At 40.7% G+C, this 17,709-nt stretch carries 19 protein-coding genes; 7 read left to right on the top strand and 12 right to left on the bottom strand.

Translation table 11 applies throughout. The features are described 5' to 3' along the window. Positions 1–28: 28 nt before the first annotated feature. The 6 genes from QM968_RS01195 to QM968_RS01170 form a co-directional block, all read right to left on the bottom strand. The gene (locus QM968_RS01195; protein WP_009730972.1) at positions 29–676 is read right to left on the bottom strand and encodes a redox-sensing transcriptional repressor Rex; all 648 of its coding nucleotides are present in this window, start codon (positions 674–676) and stop codon (positions 29–31) included. Positions 677–806: 130 nt separating this feature from the next. Further along, a complete protein-coding gene (locus QM968_RS01190) occupies positions 807–1,022 on the bottom strand; it encodes a DUF4649 family protein (RefSeq protein ID WP_009730973.1) in 216 nt (71 codons plus the stop codon). A 1-nt stretch (position 1,023) separates the two neighbouring features. Further along, positions 1,024–1,371, bottom strand: coding sequence for a DUF1831 domain-containing protein (locus QM968_RS01185; RefSeq protein WP_009730974.1), 348 nt, complete (start codon positions 1,369–1,371; stop codon positions 1,024–1,026). A 9-nt stretch (positions 1,372–1,380) separates the two neighbouring features. Continuing rightward, on the bottom strand, positions 1,381–2,493 hold the full coding sequence (locus QM968_RS01180) for a cysteine desulfurase family protein (protein WP_414381580.1): 1,113 nt from the start codon (positions 2,491–2,493) through the stop codon (positions 1,381–1,383). Positions 2,494–2,502: 9 nt separating this feature from the next. Next, positions 2,503–3,459, bottom strand: a complete 957-nt coding sequence (locus tag QM968_RS01175) for a ribose-phosphate diphosphokinase (protein ID WP_414381577.1) — start codon at positions 3,457–3,459, stop codon at positions 2,503–2,505. Between the two features lie 72 nt (positions 3,460–3,531). Continuing rightward, on the bottom strand, positions 3,532–4,089 hold the full coding sequence (locus tag QM968_RS01170) for a CYTH domain-containing protein (protein ID WP_414381574.1): 558 nt from the start codon (positions 4,087–4,089) through the stop codon (positions 3,532–3,534). Between the two features lie 95 nt (positions 4,090–4,184). On the opposite strand from QM968_RS01170, the gene QM968_RS01165 reads away from it, so the two are divergent. The 5 genes from QM968_RS01165 to mutY all read left to right on the top strand — a co-directional run bounded on the left by QM968_RS01165 (position 4,185) and on the right by mutY (position 8,776). Continuing rightward, complete coding sequence (locus tag QM968_RS01165) at positions 4,185–4,856, top strand: GTP pyrophosphokinase family protein (RefSeq protein WP_023918039.1); 672 nt, start codon at positions 4,185–4,187, stop codon at positions 4,854–4,856. Beyond that, the gene (locus QM968_RS01160) at positions 4,840–5,658 is read left to right on the top strand and encodes an NAD kinase (RefSeq protein ID WP_332251624.1); all 819 of its coding nucleotides are present in this window, start codon (positions 4,840–4,842) and stop codon (positions 5,656–5,658) included. The genes QM968_RS01165 and QM968_RS01160 overlap by 17 nt, the downstream gene beginning before the upstream one ends. Next, positions 5,655–6,548 (top strand): RluA family pseudouridine synthase, encoded by an 894-nt coding sequence (locus QM968_RS01155; RefSeq protein ID WP_414381571.1) that lies wholly within the window; start codon positions 5,655–5,657, stop codon positions 6,546–6,548. The genes QM968_RS01160 and QM968_RS01155 overlap by 4 nt, the downstream gene beginning before the upstream one ends. Positions 6,549–6,567: 19 nt before the next feature. Further along, positions 6,568–7,542 (top strand): phosphate acetyltransferase, encoded by a 975-nt coding sequence (gene pta, locus QM968_RS01150; protein WP_414381568.1) that lies wholly within the window; start codon positions 6,568–6,570, stop codon positions 7,540–7,542. 88 nt (positions 7,543–7,630) lie between these two features. Continuing rightward, complete coding sequence (mutY, locus tag QM968_RS01145; RefSeq protein WP_414381565.1) at positions 7,631–8,776, top strand: A/G-specific adenine glycosylase; 1,146 nt, start codon at positions 7,631–7,633, stop codon at positions 8,774–8,776. A gap of 770 nt (positions 8,777–9,546) precedes the next feature. On the opposite strand, the gene QM968_RS01140 is transcribed toward mutY, so the two are convergent. From QM968_RS01140 to QM968_RS01120, 5 genes are all read right to left on the bottom strand, one after another. After that, positions 9,547–9,894, bottom strand: a complete 348-nt coding sequence (locus tag QM968_RS01140) for a thioredoxin (RefSeq protein ID WP_414381562.1) — start codon at positions 9,892–9,894, stop codon at positions 9,547–9,549. Between the two features lie 108 nt (positions 9,895–10,002). Further along, the gene (locus QM968_RS01135; protein ID WP_414381560.1) at positions 10,003–11,718 is read right to left on the bottom strand and encodes a phospho-sugar mutase; all 1,716 of its coding nucleotides are present in this window, start codon (positions 11,716–11,718) and stop codon (positions 10,003–10,005) included. Between the two features lie 151 nt (positions 11,719–11,869). Then, on the bottom strand, positions 11,870–12,430 hold the full coding sequence (locus QM968_RS01130; protein ID WP_009730985.1) for an ECF transporter S component: 561 nt from the start codon (positions 12,428–12,430) through the stop codon (positions 11,870–11,872). Continuing rightward, the gene (coaC, locus tag QM968_RS01125) at positions 12,427–12,966 is read right to left on the bottom strand and encodes a phosphopantothenoylcysteine decarboxylase (protein ID WP_414381557.1); all 540 of its coding nucleotides are present in this window, start codon (positions 12,964–12,966) and stop codon (positions 12,427–12,429) included. The genes QM968_RS01130 and coaC overlap by 4 nt, the downstream gene beginning before the upstream one ends. Positions 12,967–12,976: 10 nt before the next feature. Then, positions 12,977–13,654 (bottom strand): phosphopantothenate--cysteine ligase, encoded by a 678-nt coding sequence (locus tag QM968_RS01120; RefSeq protein WP_414381554.1) that lies wholly within the window; start codon positions 13,652–13,654, stop codon positions 12,977–12,979. 175 nt (positions 13,655–13,829) lie between these two features. Between QM968_RS01120 and QM968_RS01115 the strand changes: the two genes are divergently transcribed. Further along, the gene (locus tag QM968_RS01115; protein WP_414381551.1) at positions 13,830–15,500 is read left to right on the top strand and encodes a formate--tetrahydrofolate ligase; all 1,671 of its coding nucleotides are present in this window, start codon (positions 13,830–13,832) and stop codon (positions 15,498–15,500) included. A 68-nt stretch (positions 15,501–15,568) separates the two neighbouring features. Here the strand turns inward: QM968_RS01115 and QM968_RS01110 are convergent, their stop codons facing one another. Continuing rightward, complete coding sequence (locus QM968_RS01110) at positions 15,569–16,912, bottom strand: MATE family efflux transporter (RefSeq protein WP_414381548.1); 1,344 nt, start codon at positions 16,910–16,912, stop codon at positions 15,569–15,571. Between the two features lie 95 nt (positions 16,913–17,007). On the opposite strand from QM968_RS01110, the gene QM968_RS01105 reads away from it, so the two are divergent. After that, positions 17,008–17,562, top strand: a complete 555-nt coding sequence (locus tag QM968_RS01105) for a GNAT family N-acetyltransferase (protein ID WP_414381545.1) — start codon at positions 17,008–17,010, stop codon at positions 17,560–17,562. Positions 17,563–17,709: the final 147 nt, after the last annotated feature.

Genomic DNA, 17,709 nt, shown 5'->3' with positions numbered 1-17,709 from the left:
TTAGTTGTTATTGTTTTAATGCTGATCTTTATTCTTCATTTTTACGCATGAAATAAAGAAGTGTCTGTAATTCACTAGTAAGGTCGACATATTGAACGACGACGTCTTTAGGAACTGTCAAATGTACTGGTGAAAAGCTTAGAATGCCTTTGATACCAGCTTCTACCAAGAGGTTTGCAACTTCTTGAGCCTTGACACTTGGAACCGTTAGGATAGCTGTTTTAATCCCTTCTTGTTTGAGTTTTTCTTTAATGGTTGAAATACCAAAAATAGGAATACCATCTTTACTCTTAGTATTAATCAATTCATGATCATCTAAATCAAATGCCATGACAATTTTCATTTTATTGCGCTCATGGAAACGATAGTTGAGGAGGGCACTCCCCATATTTCCGATCCCAATGATAGCAACATTGGTAATCGCATTGTCATTCAAAAGATCTGCAAAGAAGTTCATTAGTTTTTTTACGTCGTAACCAAATCCCCGTCTTCCCAATTCCCCGAAATAGGAAAAATCTCGGCGAACGGTAGCAGAGTCAATCCCTATCGCATCAGCAATTTGTTTGGAATTGGCGCGCTCAATTTTTTCAGAATTAAACCGTTTAAAAATCCGGTAGTAGAGCGATAAGCGTCTTGCTGTTGCACGTGGAATTGGAGTATTTTTATCATGTTTCACAATATCACAACCTTTCCCTCTTATTGTATAGAAAGATTGTGAAAAAATCAACTATCTACAATGATTTTTCAAAAATATTTTTATGGAAAGAAAAAAGCTGATGGCGGTGGAGAGGTCCATCAGCATCAGCTTAGTTTTCAGCTTGTTCTATCTTTTTCAAAAAAGCGTAAAGACCATCGACACGTCCAGTATAGGGGAGGGAATCTCCCTTGTATGTAATCGATACGATCTTATAATTGTCTGGTAAGGTTACACAGCCCGAAAAAGCTAGAATGCAGGCTGCAAGGTTGGAGTAGGTAATGGTCCGTTCCACTTGATAAGCATCGATATAAGTTAGGGTTACCATATTAGGCCTCAGTTTTGTTAAAAATTTCTCTCTCTACGAGACTATCCATTAAGAAATAGAATTTTTGTTGAATGATATCATTCTCTGGATTTTTAAAGATATTAACCAGGCGAAGTCCAGACTTGTCTGTAATATTGATTTTAAATCCAGTCAGATCTTTGTTGAAGATGATTTTTAACAAGAAACCTTCCCCGCTGTTTGGAACAGCTTCAAGCAAACGATTTAACTCGTAATTACCAACTTTTGTGACTGCAAAGGTATTGTCACGAAGGGTATATTTCTTAACGTTGGGATGTAGACTATAGGTATATTTGCAGTCTTTCAATGAGACACTTGTTTCAAATGCCATATAATTCTCCTATGATAAAATTTCTTTTAGTTTTGCGAGGAAGTCTTGAACCTCCTCTAAAGTATTGAGTTCTGAAAAACTAATTCGAAGGGATTCTTTTAAGCGTGAACTATCTTTTCCGTAAAGGGCCTCAAGAACATGGCTGGGTTGCACGGTACCAGCAGTACAAGCAGAACCAGTGGATACGGAAATACCAGCTAAATCCAGTCTCATCAGTAAGACATCATTTTGCACCCCTGGAAAACCAAGGTTCCATACGAAGGGAAGATGATGATCACTCGCATTTAAGTAGTAGTTGTAATCAGCTAACCCATTGAGCAATTCCTGACCTAGTTTTTGAACCTGGTGGAAATTTTCTTCTTGATGAAGGGTAGCTTCTTGGAGAGCTGTCGCCATTCCAGCAACGGAAATAAGATTTTCGGTACTAGCTCTCATCTTGCTTTCTTGATCCCCACCATGTAAGAGGTTGTCAAAATCAGGGATAGAAGCATAAAGAAAGCCAACTCCCTTGGGACCATGGAATTTATGAGCAGAAGCACTGAGAAAATCGATTCCAAACTCTTCAGGATAGACAGGAAGCTTTCCGATTGCTTGGACAGCATCGACATGAAAGGCAGCTGGATGATCTTCTAACAGTTCTCCAATTTGCTTAATTGGCAAGAGATCCCCAGTTTCGTTATTGGCAAACATGGTAGAGACGAGAATGGTATCTGGTCTAAGTGCTGCTTTGATATCACTTGCTTGAATACGCCCTTCTCTTGGTTGAACGATCGTGACTTCAAATCCGAAACGATCCACAAGGTATTCAATGGGTTCTAAAACAGCATGGTGTTCCAAAGCGGTCGTAATGATGTGTTTGCCATCTGCCTGGTGTTTCAAGCAATAGCCTTTAATAACAGTATTATTGCTTTCTGATCCCCCAGAAGTAAAGAAAATACGATTTGGAAGGGTATGGAGAGACTGAGCAATTTGCTCACGAGACTCTCGGAGGAGCTTACTAGCCATTCGTCCATGAGCATGAAGACTGGATGGATTTCCAAATGTGGAAGCCATCGTTTCCGTCATCTTGGAGATAACTTCTGGAAGCAGGGGGGTTGTTGCGGCATTATCAAAATATATCACATTCAGACCTTATTTCTTATGGTAGGCAAATAGAGGACTAACAGGTTTTCTTTCTTGAATGCGAACAATAGCTTCAGCGATTAGTTCGCTAGCTGTCAGATAGTTAATGTTTTTAGGAGTTGGTCCATTTGGAGCAACAGAATCCGTTACCAAGATTTCCTTGATTGGAGCTTGGTCTAGTAGTTCAAGAGCGCCTTTTACAAACAAGCCATGACTTGAAACAGCATAAATCTCAGTAGCGCCTTCGCGTTCAACGATTTTCGCAGCTTCTGAGAAAGTTTTCCCAGTATTGAGGATATCGTCAATCAAGATGGCTTTTTTATCTTTGACATCTCCGATGATATAGCCATAATCACGATTAGCATCATCTTGTTCATAATCAATAATCGCGATTGGAGCATCAAGATATTCAGCCAAACTACGAGCACGTTTAACTCCAGAGTTTTTAGGACTCACGACTACGACATCTGGACCTGTCAGGCCTTTGTTAATGTAGTGCTCTGCAAAGAGTGGAATGGTAAAGAGGTTATCCACGGCAATATCAAAGAAACCTTGAACTTGCACTGCATGGAGATCTAGTGTTACGACGCGATCTACCCCAGCTTTGACCAACATGTTTGCAACGAGTTTAGCTGTAATTGGTTCGCGAGGAGCAGCAGTTCGGTCTTGACGAGCATAACCAAAATAAGGCATGACCACATTGACAGTATTCGCACTAGCCCGCTGGCAAGCATCGACCATGATTAACAGTTCCATCAAGTGATTGTTGACAGGGAAACTGGTTGATTGGATGATATAAATATCATATCCACGAACACTCTCTTCAATATTGACTTGGATTTCCCCATCTGAGAACTGACGGGATGAAATTTTCCCAAGTGGAACCCCAGCATGATCCGCGATTTTTTGCGCAATCTCTGGGTTTGAATTGAGAGAGAAGAGTTTCATATTTTTTTTATCTGACATGTGATTCTAACCTCATTTAGATTTTTAATCTTAGCACTATTTTAGCAAAAATTTGCGATAATTTCAGCTATTTTACAATCTTTCCGCTAATCTAGCTATTTTATTTTTTGCAGCCTTGTAGACGATTCCATGGTCTGAAATGAACTGATGAAAATTTTCTTCCTGTTCAGCAGTTTCCACCTCAATTTCCAACTCATAGTCTTCAGTGTCTAGATATAGACTGTGGTCGAGTGCCACCAAGCCTGCAGCTGTTTCTTTTTCGAATCGTTCTGTTGTCAGGCTTCCCCAGACAACAAGTTGTTCAACTGGGATTCCTTTTGACTCCAAGAGGTTTTTGATTTCTCCATCAGGAAACTCTTTATTCTGAAGGATGGCTTTGGTTTCTTCTTGACTTAGATTTTGATTGTATTCAAAATGGCCAACTGTTTCTGGGACTTTGAGAGTCAATTCCGCCTGATTGGTGAAGGTACGAACCCGTAAGGCCATTTTTTCTTGGCGGATGAGCTGGTCTGGTGTGTCGATATAGTGGTTGGTTTGGACAACCAATTCTGTATCTGTAAAAAGTGGAAGGAGGGATTGGTATTCGTCCTTGTCTAGCAAGGTTTTGTATTCAATTTCTAAATGATTCATTTTATAGTCCTTTGCTTTTTTTCGAAAGCGATTCATGATATAATAAGAGATGTGTTTATTGTATACAAAAATGGTTCAGATTACAAGGTGGTAGGATGGCAATTGATTGGGAAAACTTCTTAGACCCTTATATCCAAGCAGTTGGGGAATTAAAAATCAAACTGCGTGGGATTCGTAAACAATATCGTAAGCAACAAAAGCATTCTCCAATTGAGTTTGTCACTGGCCGTGTCAAACCGATCGAGAGCATCCGAGAAAAGATGATCCGAAGAAATATCTCTGAAGAAAATCTGGCGCAGGATATGCAGGATATTGCAGGTCTTCGCATCATGGTCCAGTTCGTAGACGATGTCGAAGAGATTCTAGAAGTTTTGAGACAACGGCAGGACATGCGCGTGGTCCAAGAGAGAGATTACATTCGCCACAAGAAATCAAGTGGTTACCGGAGTTACCACGTTGTGGTAGAGTATCCGGTCGATACCATTGATGGTAATGAGACAATCTTAGCAGAGATTCAAATTCGGACCTTGTCCATGAATTTTTGGGCAACGATTGAACACTCGCTCAATTATAAATATAAAGGAGACTTTCCAGACGAGATCAAAAAACGCTTAGAGACGACTGCAAACCTGGCCTATCTCTTGGATGAAGAGATGGGAGCGATTCGGGATGCGATTCAGGAGGCTCAAGCCCTGTTTGATCCACTTCATCGTAAGTTAAATGATGGCGTTGGAAATAGTGATGACACAGATGAAGACTACAGGTAAAAAAGTATCCATTATTCGCAATCGCAAGCGTCAAAGCGAAGAGGTTTTTCAGCAATTGCGCTACAAACTTCGGAAAAATAATTTTATTTTGACGGAAAAGCATCCGGATATTGTGATTTCCATTGGTGGAGATGGGATGTTGCTATCGGCTTTTCACAAGTATGAACACCAGTTGGATCGGGTTCGCTTTATTGGCGTCCATACTGGACACTTAGGATTCTATACGGATTACTTGGATAGTGAGATCGATAAGCTAGTTGAGAATTTAAAGTATGATACCGGGGCTAAAGTTTCCTACCCTATTTTGAATGTCAAGTTAACGTTCGACAATGGTGAAACCCGTACCATGAGAGCCTTGAACGAAGCAACGATTAAGAGAAGCGACCGGACCATGGTTGCTGATCTCACGATTAATGGAGTGGATTTTGAGCGCTTCAGAGGAGACGGAATTACCGTTTCGACTCCCACAGGAAGTACGGCTTATAATAAATCCTTGGGAGGAGCCGTTCTTCACCCAACCATTGAGGCATTGCAGATTGCAGAGATTGCCAGTCTCAACAATCGTGTCTATCGGACTTTGGGTTCTTCGGTTATTGTCCCTAAAAAGGATAAGATTGAGATTACACCGACGAGACCTGGCTTCCACATTATCTCTGTTGACAATTCAACTTATTCCTATCGAAATATAGCAAAGGTGGAGTACCAGATTGACAACCATAAGATCAATTTTGTGGCTAGTTCTAGTCATACCAGCTTCTGGAATCGGGTCAAGGATGCCTTTATCGGAGATGATCGGGAATGAGATTTGAATTCATTGTCGATGAGCATGTCAAGGTCAAGACTTTCTTGAAAAAGCACGAGGTTTCTAAGGGGCTCTTAGCCAAGATCAAGTTTCGTGGTGGCCAGATCCTTGTCAATGGTCGGCCAGAAAACGCTGTTTATTTGTTAGATATTGGCGATCACTTGATCATTGATATTCCAGCAGAAGAAAGTTTTGAAACTTTAAAACCCCTGGATCGTCCTTTGGATATTTTGTTTGAAGATGATCATTTTTTGGTCTTAAACAAACCCTTTGGCATCGCCTCGATTCCAAGTGCGATTCATTCCAATACCTTGGCAAACATTGTGAAGGGCTATTATGTAAAACAGGGATATGAGAATCAGCAGGTACATATTGTTACGCGCTTGGATAAGGATACGAGTGGCGTTATGCTCTTTGCCAAACACGGTTATGCTCATGCTCGTTTAGATAAGCAATTACAGGCCAAGACCATTCAGAAACGCTACTATGCCTTGATTAAGGGAGATGGCCAGTTAGATCCAGTTGGAGAGATTATTGCCCCCATTGCGCGTGATGAAGATTCGATTATTACTCGAAAGGTCGCTAAGGGTGGTAAATATGCCCATACTAGCTACCAAGTCGTTCAATCTTTTGGCAAGATTCATCTGGTAGATATCCAGTTGCACACAGGTCGGACCCATCAAATTCGGGTTCATTTTTCCCATATTGGTTTTCCACTGTTAGGGGATGATCTTTATGGTGGGAGTTTAGAAGATGGCATCGAGCGTCAGGCTCTCCATTGTCACCGTTTATCTTATTATCATCCATTTTTAGGGGAGGAGTTGGTCATAGAAAGTCCTCTGCCTCCCGATTTTCAAGCTGTATTAGAGCAGCTCAAAAAGTGTCATTAATTATTAGAAGGAGAAACTCATGGAAGTTTTTGAAAATCTCAAAGCCAATCTTATTGGTAAAAATGCTCGTATTGTATTACCAGAAGGTGAAGAGCCTCGTATTCTGCAAGCAGCAAAACGCATTGTCAAAGAAACAGACGTAACGCCTGTATTGCTTGGGAATCCTGACAAGATTGGTATTTATCTTGAAATTGAAGGAATTTTAGAAGGATATGAAGTCATCAATCCTCAAACGTATTCCGATTTTGAAGAGATGGTAGCTTCCTTAGTTGAGCGACGTAATGGGAAAATGACAGAAGAAGAAGCCCGTCAAATCTTGAAAGATGACGTTAACTACTTTGGGGTTATGTTGGTTCATATGGGAATTGTCGACGGTATGGTCTCTGGAGCCATCCACTCAACAGCTGCAACCGTTCGTCCGGCTCTTCAAATCATTAAAACACGTCCAAACGTTAGCCGGACATCTGGTGCCTTCCTCATGGTTCGTGGCTCTGAACGTTACTTGTTTGGGGACTGTGCGATTAACATCAATCCAGATGCTGAAGGCTTGGCTGAAATTGCCATCAACTCTGCCATTACAGCAAAAATGTTTGGTATCGATCCCAAAATCGCTATGTTAAGCTATTCTACAAAAGGTTCTGGTTTTGGTGAGAGCGTTGATAAGGTAGTTGCTGCGACCAAAATCGCTCATGAGCTTCGTCCTGACTTAGAAATTGATGGAGAATTGCAATTTGATGCAGCCTTTGTACCGGAAACAGCAGCATTGAAAGCTCCAGGAAGCAAGGTAGCAGGACAAGCCAATGTCTTTATCTTCCCAGGTATTGAAGCTGGTAACATCGGTTACAAGATGGCAGAACGTCTTGGAGGCTTTGCAGCGGTTGGTCCAGTATTGCAAGGATTGAACAAGCCAGTAAACGACCTATCTCGTGGCTGTAATGCTGATGATGTCTACAAATTGACCTTGATCACAGCGGCTCAAGCAGTAGAACAGTAAAACCGACTTGACTCAGGACTTCCCTGAGTCTTTTTATGTGCAAATCAGAATTCCTTAGCTCAATACGATTCTGTGGTATACTAGGAATATGATGGATTTAAAAGACTATGGGATTACCATGTGGGAGGAGGAAAAAATTGCCTCTTTCCGAGAAAAGTTATTAGCCTGGTATGATGGCAATAAAAGAGATCTTCCTTGGAGAAGGACGCAGGATCCTTATAAAATATGGATCTCAGAGATTATGCTCCAACAGACACGAGTGGATACAGTAATTCCTTATTATGAGCGTTTTTTAGACTGGTTTCCGACGGTAGCTGATTTGGCTCAAGCTCCTGAAGAAAAACTCTTAAAAGCTTGGGAAGGCTTGGGCTATTACTCACGGGTCCGCAACATGCAGAAAGCTGCTCAGCAAATCATGGAGGACCATGGGGGTGTGTTCCCAGCCACTTATGAAACTATTTCAAAACTGAAGGGAATTGGTCCTTATACAGCTGGTGCCATTGCCAGTATTGCTTTTGCCTTGCCAGAGCCAGCAGTGGATGGTAATGTCATGCGTGTTCTAGCACGCTTGTTTGAGGTGGACTACGATATTGGAGTCCCGACCAATCGCAAAATTTTTCAAGCCATGATGGAGTTCTTGATTGATCCAGACCGTCCTGGTGACTTCAATCAAGCCTTGATGGATTTGGGCTCAGATATTGAATCTCCAATCAATCCACGGCCGGAAGAGAGTCCTGTAAAAGAGTTTAGCGCGGCTTATCAACATGGAACCATGGATCGTTATCCCATTAAGGCTCCTAAGAAGAAACCGATACCTGTCTATCTAACAGCCTTTATTATCAAGGATAGCCAAGGGCGCTATTTGCTGGAGAAAAATGAGCGAGAAGGGCTTTTGTCAGGTTTTTGGCATTTCCCTTTGATCGAAGTGGATAGCCTATCTGAGAACCTAGGCCAATTGTCACTACTGGATGGGCAGGGTCATTTAGTAGACAACCCCGAAATTCTCTCCTTTGAGCAGGACTATGATTTGCTCATTGATTGGCAGGATAGGTCTTATCCTATCGTTCAGCATGTCTTTTCGCATCGCAAGTGGCAGGTTCAACTTCGTTACGGCCTGGTAAAAGAAGGAGAGCAAGCAACAAGTGAATCGACTGTTTGGTTGCTACCAGAAGAATTTTCGGCCTATCCTTTTGCCAAACCCCAGCAAAAGATTTGGGAAGCCTTTAATAAATAAAGGTTCATCTCAATTTAGAGCATAAGTTTATGAAGAAAGAATAGGATTATGTAACTTATATGGAGTATAGACCAGATTATTCAGATAAAAATTTTATAGGAACTCGTAGTATATTTGCTTGTATTCTCTATTTTATATTAGCTTGTTTCAATTATTTTTTGGCTTTTGCATATTTTGCTTATATTCGCGTATTGTATTTTAATCATACAAAAATCAGTTCTATCTTAATTTGTTGCTTTATTTGTTACAATTTATTTTTCCTGATTCGTGAGTTAAATTTTAAAATCCTTCACTGGTGTGGTTACCACGCCTCACCAAAATATAATAGATTTGGCAGAGGGAGATTTCCTTTATTTAATAAAATAACAAGATCATATAAAATGCATTACATGAAAAGATCAAAGAAGCACCAATTTCTATTCTTACTCAGTTATTTGCTTTATTTAAATTTATTGCCCATCTGTACCTTTATATATTTTTATTTTATAATACATTTTAATATAACAGAGTTCAATAACGAAAATAAAATCTATTTTTGTATCATCTTCATCCTGTTATTTGTGCTAATCGCTATATTAGAATTACTTTTTAAAAGATATAGAAAATGGTATACAAAACATTTTAATCTTGATGATGGGCTAGAGGAGCATGAATTTCCAATATTTTTCTTAAAAGAAAAGAAGATTTATTAAAATAGTTTGATTAAAAGATTTTGACAATTTTTATTGAAAACGAAAAATAGCTAGAGATGATTCTCTAGCTATTTTTTCTTATAAATGAGCAAAGGCTTTGATTTCTTCTTCTGACATAGAAGAGTCACAACGCACACTGACTTTTCCGTCTTCTGTATGAAGGAAACCTGGGACAGTTGGAATACCATAGGTAGAACGGAAGGCTTGCAAAGCATCAAGTTGACTTGGTTCTTCACTATTAATAAAGTAGATATGAGCTTTTGTTTCAGCTACGACCGTTGCTAATTTAGCAGCGAACTTCCGGCAGTAAGGACAAGTCTTGCGTCCAATAAAGAAGGTTGCTGTTTCTTTTGTGTCGATGGCTTCTTGCGCACGCGCAACAGTGGTTACTTCAAGATCTTTAATATCTTCTAAAAATTGTTCCATGAGATTACCTCGCTTTCTTATAAATCTAGTATGCCATAAAGGAGGAAAAAATGCTTTATTTTGATACGAAAAAAAGATGAGATTGCTTGATCTCATCTTTTATCTTGCTCATTTTACAAAGGCATTGATTTCTGCTTCAATGTTAGCAATTTTTTCTTTAGCATCTGCTTCAGATTCACCAACAGTAGCGATGTAGAATTTGATTTTTGGTTCTGTTCCAGAAGGACGCACGGCAAACCATGAATCATCAGCCAAGAAGTATTTCAAAACATTACTTGGAGGAGTTGTCAATTTTTCAACGCCGTCAGCAGTAGTAGCTGTTTGTTCTAAGAAGTCTTCTGTCTTAGCAATGTCAGTGTTGTTGAATTGTTTAGGAGCGTTACCACGGAATTTATCCATGATTTTCTTGATTTCAGCAGCTCCATCCACACCTGAAAGGGTAACAGAGATAGTCTTTTCTGCGAAGTAACCATATTGTTTATAGATTTCTTCGATACCATCTGCCAAAGTCATACCACGTGAGCGGTAGTAAGCTGCGATTTCAGCAACGATCAATACGGCTTGGATAGCGTCTTTATCACGTACAAATGGTTTGATGAGGTAACCGAAGCTTTCTTCAAAACCGAGCATGTATGTGTGGTTGTGTTGAGTTTCAAATTCATGGATTTTTTCACCGATAAATTTGAAACCAGTCAAGACGTTAAACATGGTTGCGCCGTAGCTTTCTGCAATCTTAGTCACCAATTCAGTTGATACAATTGATTTACAAAGGGCAGCATTAGCAGGGAGTGTGCCTGCTGTTTTGTGGGCTTCAAGAATATATTTGGCAATGATTGCCCCAATTTGGTTACCGGAGAGGTTGAGGTAAGAACCATCTGGTTGGCGGATTTCGACACCAAGGCGGTCAGCGTCTGGGTCTGTTGCAACTAAGACGTCGGCATCCACTTCTCGACCAAGTTCTTCAGCAAGAGCAAAGGCTGCTTGGCTTTCAGGGTTAGGAGATTTAACAGTTGAGAAGTCAGCATCAGGAACCGCTTGAGCTTCAACAACTTGAACTGCTTCAAATCCAGCTTGAGCAAGGGCACGGCGTGCCAACATTTCACCAGTACCATGAAGTGGCGTGTAGACAATCTTCATGTCGCGACCGTACTCATTGATCAAGTCTTGGTTGATGTTAACGTCTTTCACTTCTTTAAGGTATTCGGCATCAACTGCTTCACCAATCACCTCAATTAAGCCACTGGCTTTGCTTTCTTCGAGGTTAGCTAATTGAACAGTGAAAGGATTCTCAATGGCACGGATGTAGTCTGTCAAGGCATCGGCATCTGCTGGTGGCATTTGTCCACCGTCTTCACCATAAACTTTGTATCCGTTAAATGGAGCTGGGTTGTGGCTAGCAGTTACCATGATCCCAGCAAATGTGTGGAGATGACGTACTGCGAATGACAATTCAGGTGTTGGACGAAGGCTCTCAAATACATAAGATTTAATACCGTGAGCTGCCAAAACTTGAGCAGATTCAAAAGCAAACTCAGGAGAGAAGTGACGGCTGTCATAAGCGATAGCAACACCACGTTTTTTAACGTCCTCCCCTTTTGAGTCAATCAATTGCGCCAACCCTTCAGTTGCTTGGCGAACCACATAAATGTTAATACGGTTGGTACCAGCGCCGATCAAACCACGCATACCTGCTGTACCGAATTCAAGGTTAGTATAGAAGGCATCTTCTTTGGTTTTTTCATCCATAGAAACCAACTCATCACGAAGATAAGCAGGCAATTCAGCGAAATCGAGCCATTTTTGGTAGTTTTCTTGATAAGTCATGCAAGCGTCTCCTTTTTGCTATATATTTAATCGCTTTCATTATAGCAAATTTTTTCAGAAAATTCTAGCGATAATTGTAAATCTTTTCAAAAATAAAAAGGGAATTTTGGATAGAAAAAAGGTCCAGACAAATTTGTCTCGACCTAACTTTTTATTTTAATTTTTCAAGGGATGGGACGACTGCACTAGTAATGAGTACTGTCGCAATAACTTCGATGAGTGAGTTAGTAGACACAATCAAGCCAAGGAAATTTTGAATTCCGCCTCCAAAACTGTTCCCAAAGAAGAAGTAAATCCCGCTTAAAACGAATACAGTATTGGTCATAGAACCGATCATCCCCGCTACCATAAGTCCTGTACGATTGTGGAACCATCGATAGACAAAATAAGGTGTTACCCCGATGAGAATACGTGGTACTAAAGCGATGAGAAGGGAGTAGAGATTTCCGTGAGGGACAAAAGGACTAAAGAGATAACTTGCTGGGGTTAAAACCAGTGTATTCATGGTGAGGCTAAAGAGTCCCATGAGTAGTCCTAGAATAGCACCTGTACGAGGTCCATAAATGATAGATGCGATCACGACAGGGATATGAACCAAGGTTGGTTGGATTCCTGATGGAACAAATTGCAGAATGAAGGATGTCACAAAATGAATGGTAATCATGACTGCAAAGAAGATGGCAATTCGTGAAATAGAAGATGATTTTCTCATAAACAATGCTCCTTAACGGCTTTTACAATAGATTCTACAGTTGCTAGAGCTCCAGACCCTTGATCGCCACAAGCGAGAGTAGCATGGCGAGGTTGAATAATCTGATAGCCGTAGTCTTGTAAGAGTTTTAGATTTCGTTGGGTAGCTGGGTGTTCCAGCATTTTTGTATTCATAGCGGGGGCTAGTAATTTTTTTGTTCTTTGAGGCAAGGCTAGAGCTGTACTTGTCACCATATTATCTGCTAGCCCCATGGCAAGTTTAGCAATCGTATTGGCACTAGCCGGTGCTACAAGAAAGATGTCCGTTTCTTTCCCGATGTCGATGTGCTCAATCCGCTGTGGATCCTCTTCAATCATGACATCTAGACCGACTGGATTTTTTGAAAGAACCTGAAGAGTTAGGGGAGTAATAAATTTTCTAGCTGCAGGAGTCATAAGAACTTTGACTTCCAGTCCTAATTTGGTTAGTTGACTGGTAATATCAGCTGCTTTATAGGCGGAAATACTCCCGGTAACGGCTAATGTAATCTGTGTCATATATTCCTTCTTACTCTGTAAATCTTAGAATGGTTTCTGCGATTTCAGTTTTGGTCGAGGCTTCTAGGACGCGATCATCTGTCACTAGATAGGCTTGATGCTGACCATCTTGTATCTTGGTAAGATCATTGGCTACAATCATGTTGGCATGATTTTTCACTAAACTTTCACGTGCTACCTGAATCAATTCTTCAGAAGGAACAGCAACTAAGAGTTTAAAGCCAATCAGTTGAATAGAGGGATTCCATTCTTTGACAAGTGAAATAATCTTTGGATTTTTCTTTAGAAAGAGCACTTGATACTCTTCTTTTGAAGAAATCTTGGTTTCCTGATTCTTTTGTTGTAAAAATCTATGAAGATCTGGAGCTTTTTCAACAGCTTCAAGTCCAGTCATATAAACCGGTGTGTAGTCTGAAACAGCCATGGCATGAATCAAGACTTGATGATGTGGAACTTCCTTTTGCATGTGTGTGTGAAGCTCCTCGACATTATTGATGACTAGAAGTTTTAGCTGCGGGTGAGGTTGAGGTTTGAGGGCAGTAGGGGTTGTGATCAAAGTTACCTGATGGCCCTTTGTAAGAGCAGTTTCTGCTATGATTTTGCCCAGACTCCCAGTGGAATGATTGGTGATCGAACGTACGCTGTCGATGGCTTCGCTAGTCCCACCAGATGTAATTAAAATATGCATATGCTTATTTTACACAAAAAAGATACGTAAGTAAAGTTCTGAAGATCTAAAAAATAGCTATGGAAAGATATAAAATTTACATAAATAACGAACGTTTCATTCCAAATATGGAAAAACAATTTTATTTTCGCGAATTTTAGGTATAATAGGTCTATCAAATATAAAGGAGTCCCTTATGAAAACAGATATCGAAATTGCTCAAAGCATTGAACTTCAACCGATTGTGGATGTTGTGAAGAAAATTGGTTTGGAAGACGATGATCTTGAATTGTATGGAAAATACAAAGCAAAATTGAGCTTTGATAAGATTCGAGAAGTTGAGAAAAATCCGGTTGGAAAGCTCATTTTAGTCACTGCCATCAACCCGACACCTGCTGGAGAAGGGAAATCAACCATCACCATTGGTCTTGCAGATGCTTTGAATAAAATCGGTAAAAAAACCATGATTGCCATTCGCGAACCTTCTTTAGGTCCGGTTATGGGAATCAAAGGTGGTGCTGCCGGAGGTGGTTATGCCCAAGTTCTACCCATGGAAGACATCAACCTTCATTTCACGGGTGACATGCATGCGATTACAACGGCAAATAATGCACTTTCAGCTTTGATAGACAATCATTTGCATCAAGGAAATGATTTAGGTATTGACCAACGCCGAATTATCTGGAAGCGGGTAGTGGACTTGAATGACCGTGCCTTGCGTCACGTATCGGTCGGTCTTGGTGGACCGCTCAATGGAATTCCGCGTGAAGATGGGTTCGATATCACCGTTGCTTCTGAAATTATGGCCATCCTTTGCTTGGCGACAGATATTGAAGACTTGAAAGTCCGTTTGGCTAATATTGTGATCGGCTACCGCTATGATCGGAGCCCAGTTTATGTCCGCGACATAGAAGTGGAAGGAGCGCTTGCCTTGATCCTAAAAGATGCCATCAAGCCAAACTTGGTTCAAACCATCTATGGAACGCCTGCCTTTGTCCACGGAGGTCCTTTTGCTAATATTGCTCATGGATGTAACTCTGTATTGGCGACGACAACAGCTCTTCACCTAGCTGACTATACGATTACAGAAGCGGGATTTGGTGCTGACCTTGGTGCTGAAAAATTCCTCGATATTAAAACTCCAAACTTGCCAACTTCACCAGATGCTGTCGTCATTGTTGCAACGATTCGTGCTCTTAAGATGAATGGAGGAGTTAGCAAAGATGCTCTTGCACAAGAAAATGTTGACGCTGTTCGTGCTGGTTTTGCAAACTTGAAACGCCACGTTGAAAACATCCGTAAGTTTGGTATTCCTGCAGTAGTAGCTATCAATGAATTCATCACCGATACAGAAGCAGAAGTTGCTGCTTTGAAAGAATTATGTGCTGAAATTCAAGTACCAGTTGAGCTTGCGAGCGTATGGGCGAATGGTGCTGACGGTGGGGTTGACCTTGCTGAAACTCTGGTTCAGACCATTGAAACCACTCCAGCTCAATACACACGCTTGTATGATAACAACCTTTCTGTAGAAGAAAAAATTGAAAAGATTGTGACGGAGATTTACCGCGGGACTAAGGTGAACTTTGAGAAGAAAGCCAAGACACAAATTGATCAAATTGTTAAAAATGGTTGGGACAAATTGCCGATCTGTATGGCCAAAACCCAATACAGCTTCTCAGACAATCCAAATGCCTTGGGAGCTCCTGAAAACTTTGAAATCACTATCCGTGAAGTAGTACCAAAATTGGGAGCCGGCTTTATCGTCGCTTTGACTGGGGATGTCATGACCATGCCTGGTTTACCAAAACGACCGGCTGCATTGAATATGGATGTGGCTACTGATGGAACAGCCATCGGCTTGTTCTAATAGACGTCTTAAAAAAACAACTTCTGTTCAATGGAGCAGAAGTTGTTTTGCTGTTTACTAGTAACGTTTTATGGTGCAAGAAGCTTTTGTCTGGCTTTGTGGTAGGTAAACCACAGTTGAAGGGTCATTGGAATCCAAATCAAGGGCTCACAAAGGATGACTCCTATATAGCCTGTATGAGGGATAATCAAGAGCACAAAGAGAATTTTTCCAGTCAACTCAATAACGCTAGAGATCAAGGGGGTCAATTTGCGGCCAATACCTTGAAGGGTGTTTCCTAAAATTAAGAGACAGCCTAAAACTGGATAGAAGAAAGAGCTGATCTGCAGATAAAGACTGGCATTTGCGATTAATTTAGGATCGCTAGATCCAGATATGAGGCTTGTAAAGAAGGGGCTTGTAAAGAAGAGGAAAACCGCAACAAAAATGGACCAAATAAGAGAGAGGAGACAAGCTTGTTTAACGCCTTTTTGAATGCGTCGGAATTGTTTAGCACCAAAGTTTTGCGAGGTAAAGGTCGTCATACTTGTAGAAATAGCGGCCATTGGCAGAAGGGCAAAGGACATGATCCGGCGAGCTGAGATTTGAGCACTAATGATGGTCATTCCAAGCTTGTTGATAGCTGATTGCAAGATGACGGTTCCAATAGAGACAATCGAAGACATGAGGCCCATGGTCAGTCCTTGGCTAATCAAATCCTGATACAGCCTTTGATCCCAGACAAAATCTTTTCGACTTGGTAGAAGAAAAGGGACCTTTTTGCGGATATAAAAGAAACAAAGAAGTGCGGAGAAACTTTGAGCAATAATAGTCGCAATTCCAGCGGACTGGACTCCAAGATGGAGCTGGGTAATAAAAAGAAGGTCCAGAAGGATGTTGAGGATGGCGGCGATAATCAAGAAGTAGAGAGAGGCCAAGCTATCACCAACTGCTCTAAGAAGTCCGGCACAAAGATTATAGGCAAAGGTTACAGCCACACCATTCACAATGGTGGAGATATAGAGATAGGACTGAGCTAAAATAACAGAAGGTGTCCCTAAAAACTGAAGGAGAGGATAGAGTCCGACAGCACCGATAAGCATAACAAGGAGACTTAATACTCCACCAATCATAGCAGTTGCTGCAACAGATTTTCTCAATTGGTCTTCGTTTTTTGCTCCGTAATTTCTCGCAATAATGATGCCCATCCCATTGCCAACACCGACAGAAAATCCGACGATTAAATCAAAAATGGCAGAGGTCGCTCCAACAGCAGCTAGTGATCTTTGACCTAAAAAACGACCTACAATCATAACATCCGATATATTGTAGACTTGTTGGAAGATATTGGATAAGAGAATAGGAAAGGCAAAACTCAAAAGAGCTGGTAAAATAGGATCATCAGTGAGATTGACACGTTGAATTCTTTTCATAGTGCCATTATACCAACTTCACAAAACAGCGACAAGCGTCTTTGGTTGAATGCCCTTACATTTTTTGCTATAATCGTAGCAGAAATGGAGGCTTTATGCGCTTAACCAGTCAATTAATCACTGAAACGTTCTCAGATCTGGATAAAGTCGAGCGGTTGAATATCGAGGCTTTCCCTGAAGAGGAACGGATTCCTTTATCGGAGTTTTTACGCTATACGGACAATGATGATGCTCATTTTTTTGCTTTTTACAATGAGGAAGAATTTGTCGGATTTGCCTTTGCTATTTCAAATGCCAAGGCCTTTTACGTCAGCTTCTTTGCCATTATGCCACACTTACGGAGTCATGGGTATGGCCAAGAAATCATCGAAAAATTGGTGGAATTTTACCAAAGGACCATGATTCTTGAAGTGGAACGTTTAGATGAAGAATGCGACAATATAGAGCAGCGTCAGTCTCGGATGGATTTCTATAAGCGAAATGGATTTAAAACTGCTAATGCCTTTTTAGAATACGATGGACTTAGCTTTGAAATTCTCTATCGAGGCGATCAATTTGATGAAGAGGCTTATCGGGACATCTTCCATAAACTGCAAGCAGAGAATTACTTTGATTTCCGTATTGAATATCGTCGCTTTAGTGAAGATTAAAAAAGTGCTTCTCTGTTACTTAGCAGAGGAGCTTTTTTTAATCAATGGATGAAGAAGTAAATAAGTATATAAATTTGTACCCTGATATTTCATAATAATATAGCTTAACCCATAAGTTACATGTTGCAATCCATAAATCCAGATAAA

The organism is Streptococcus sp. OMI870 (assembly GCF_047460295.1).
Classification (GTDB): Bacteria; Bacillota; Bacilli; order Lactobacillales; family Streptococcaceae; genus Streptococcus.
The sequence above is the reverse complement of the archived record's forward strand: the minus strand, read 5'-3'. Positions and strand labels throughout refer to the sequence as shown.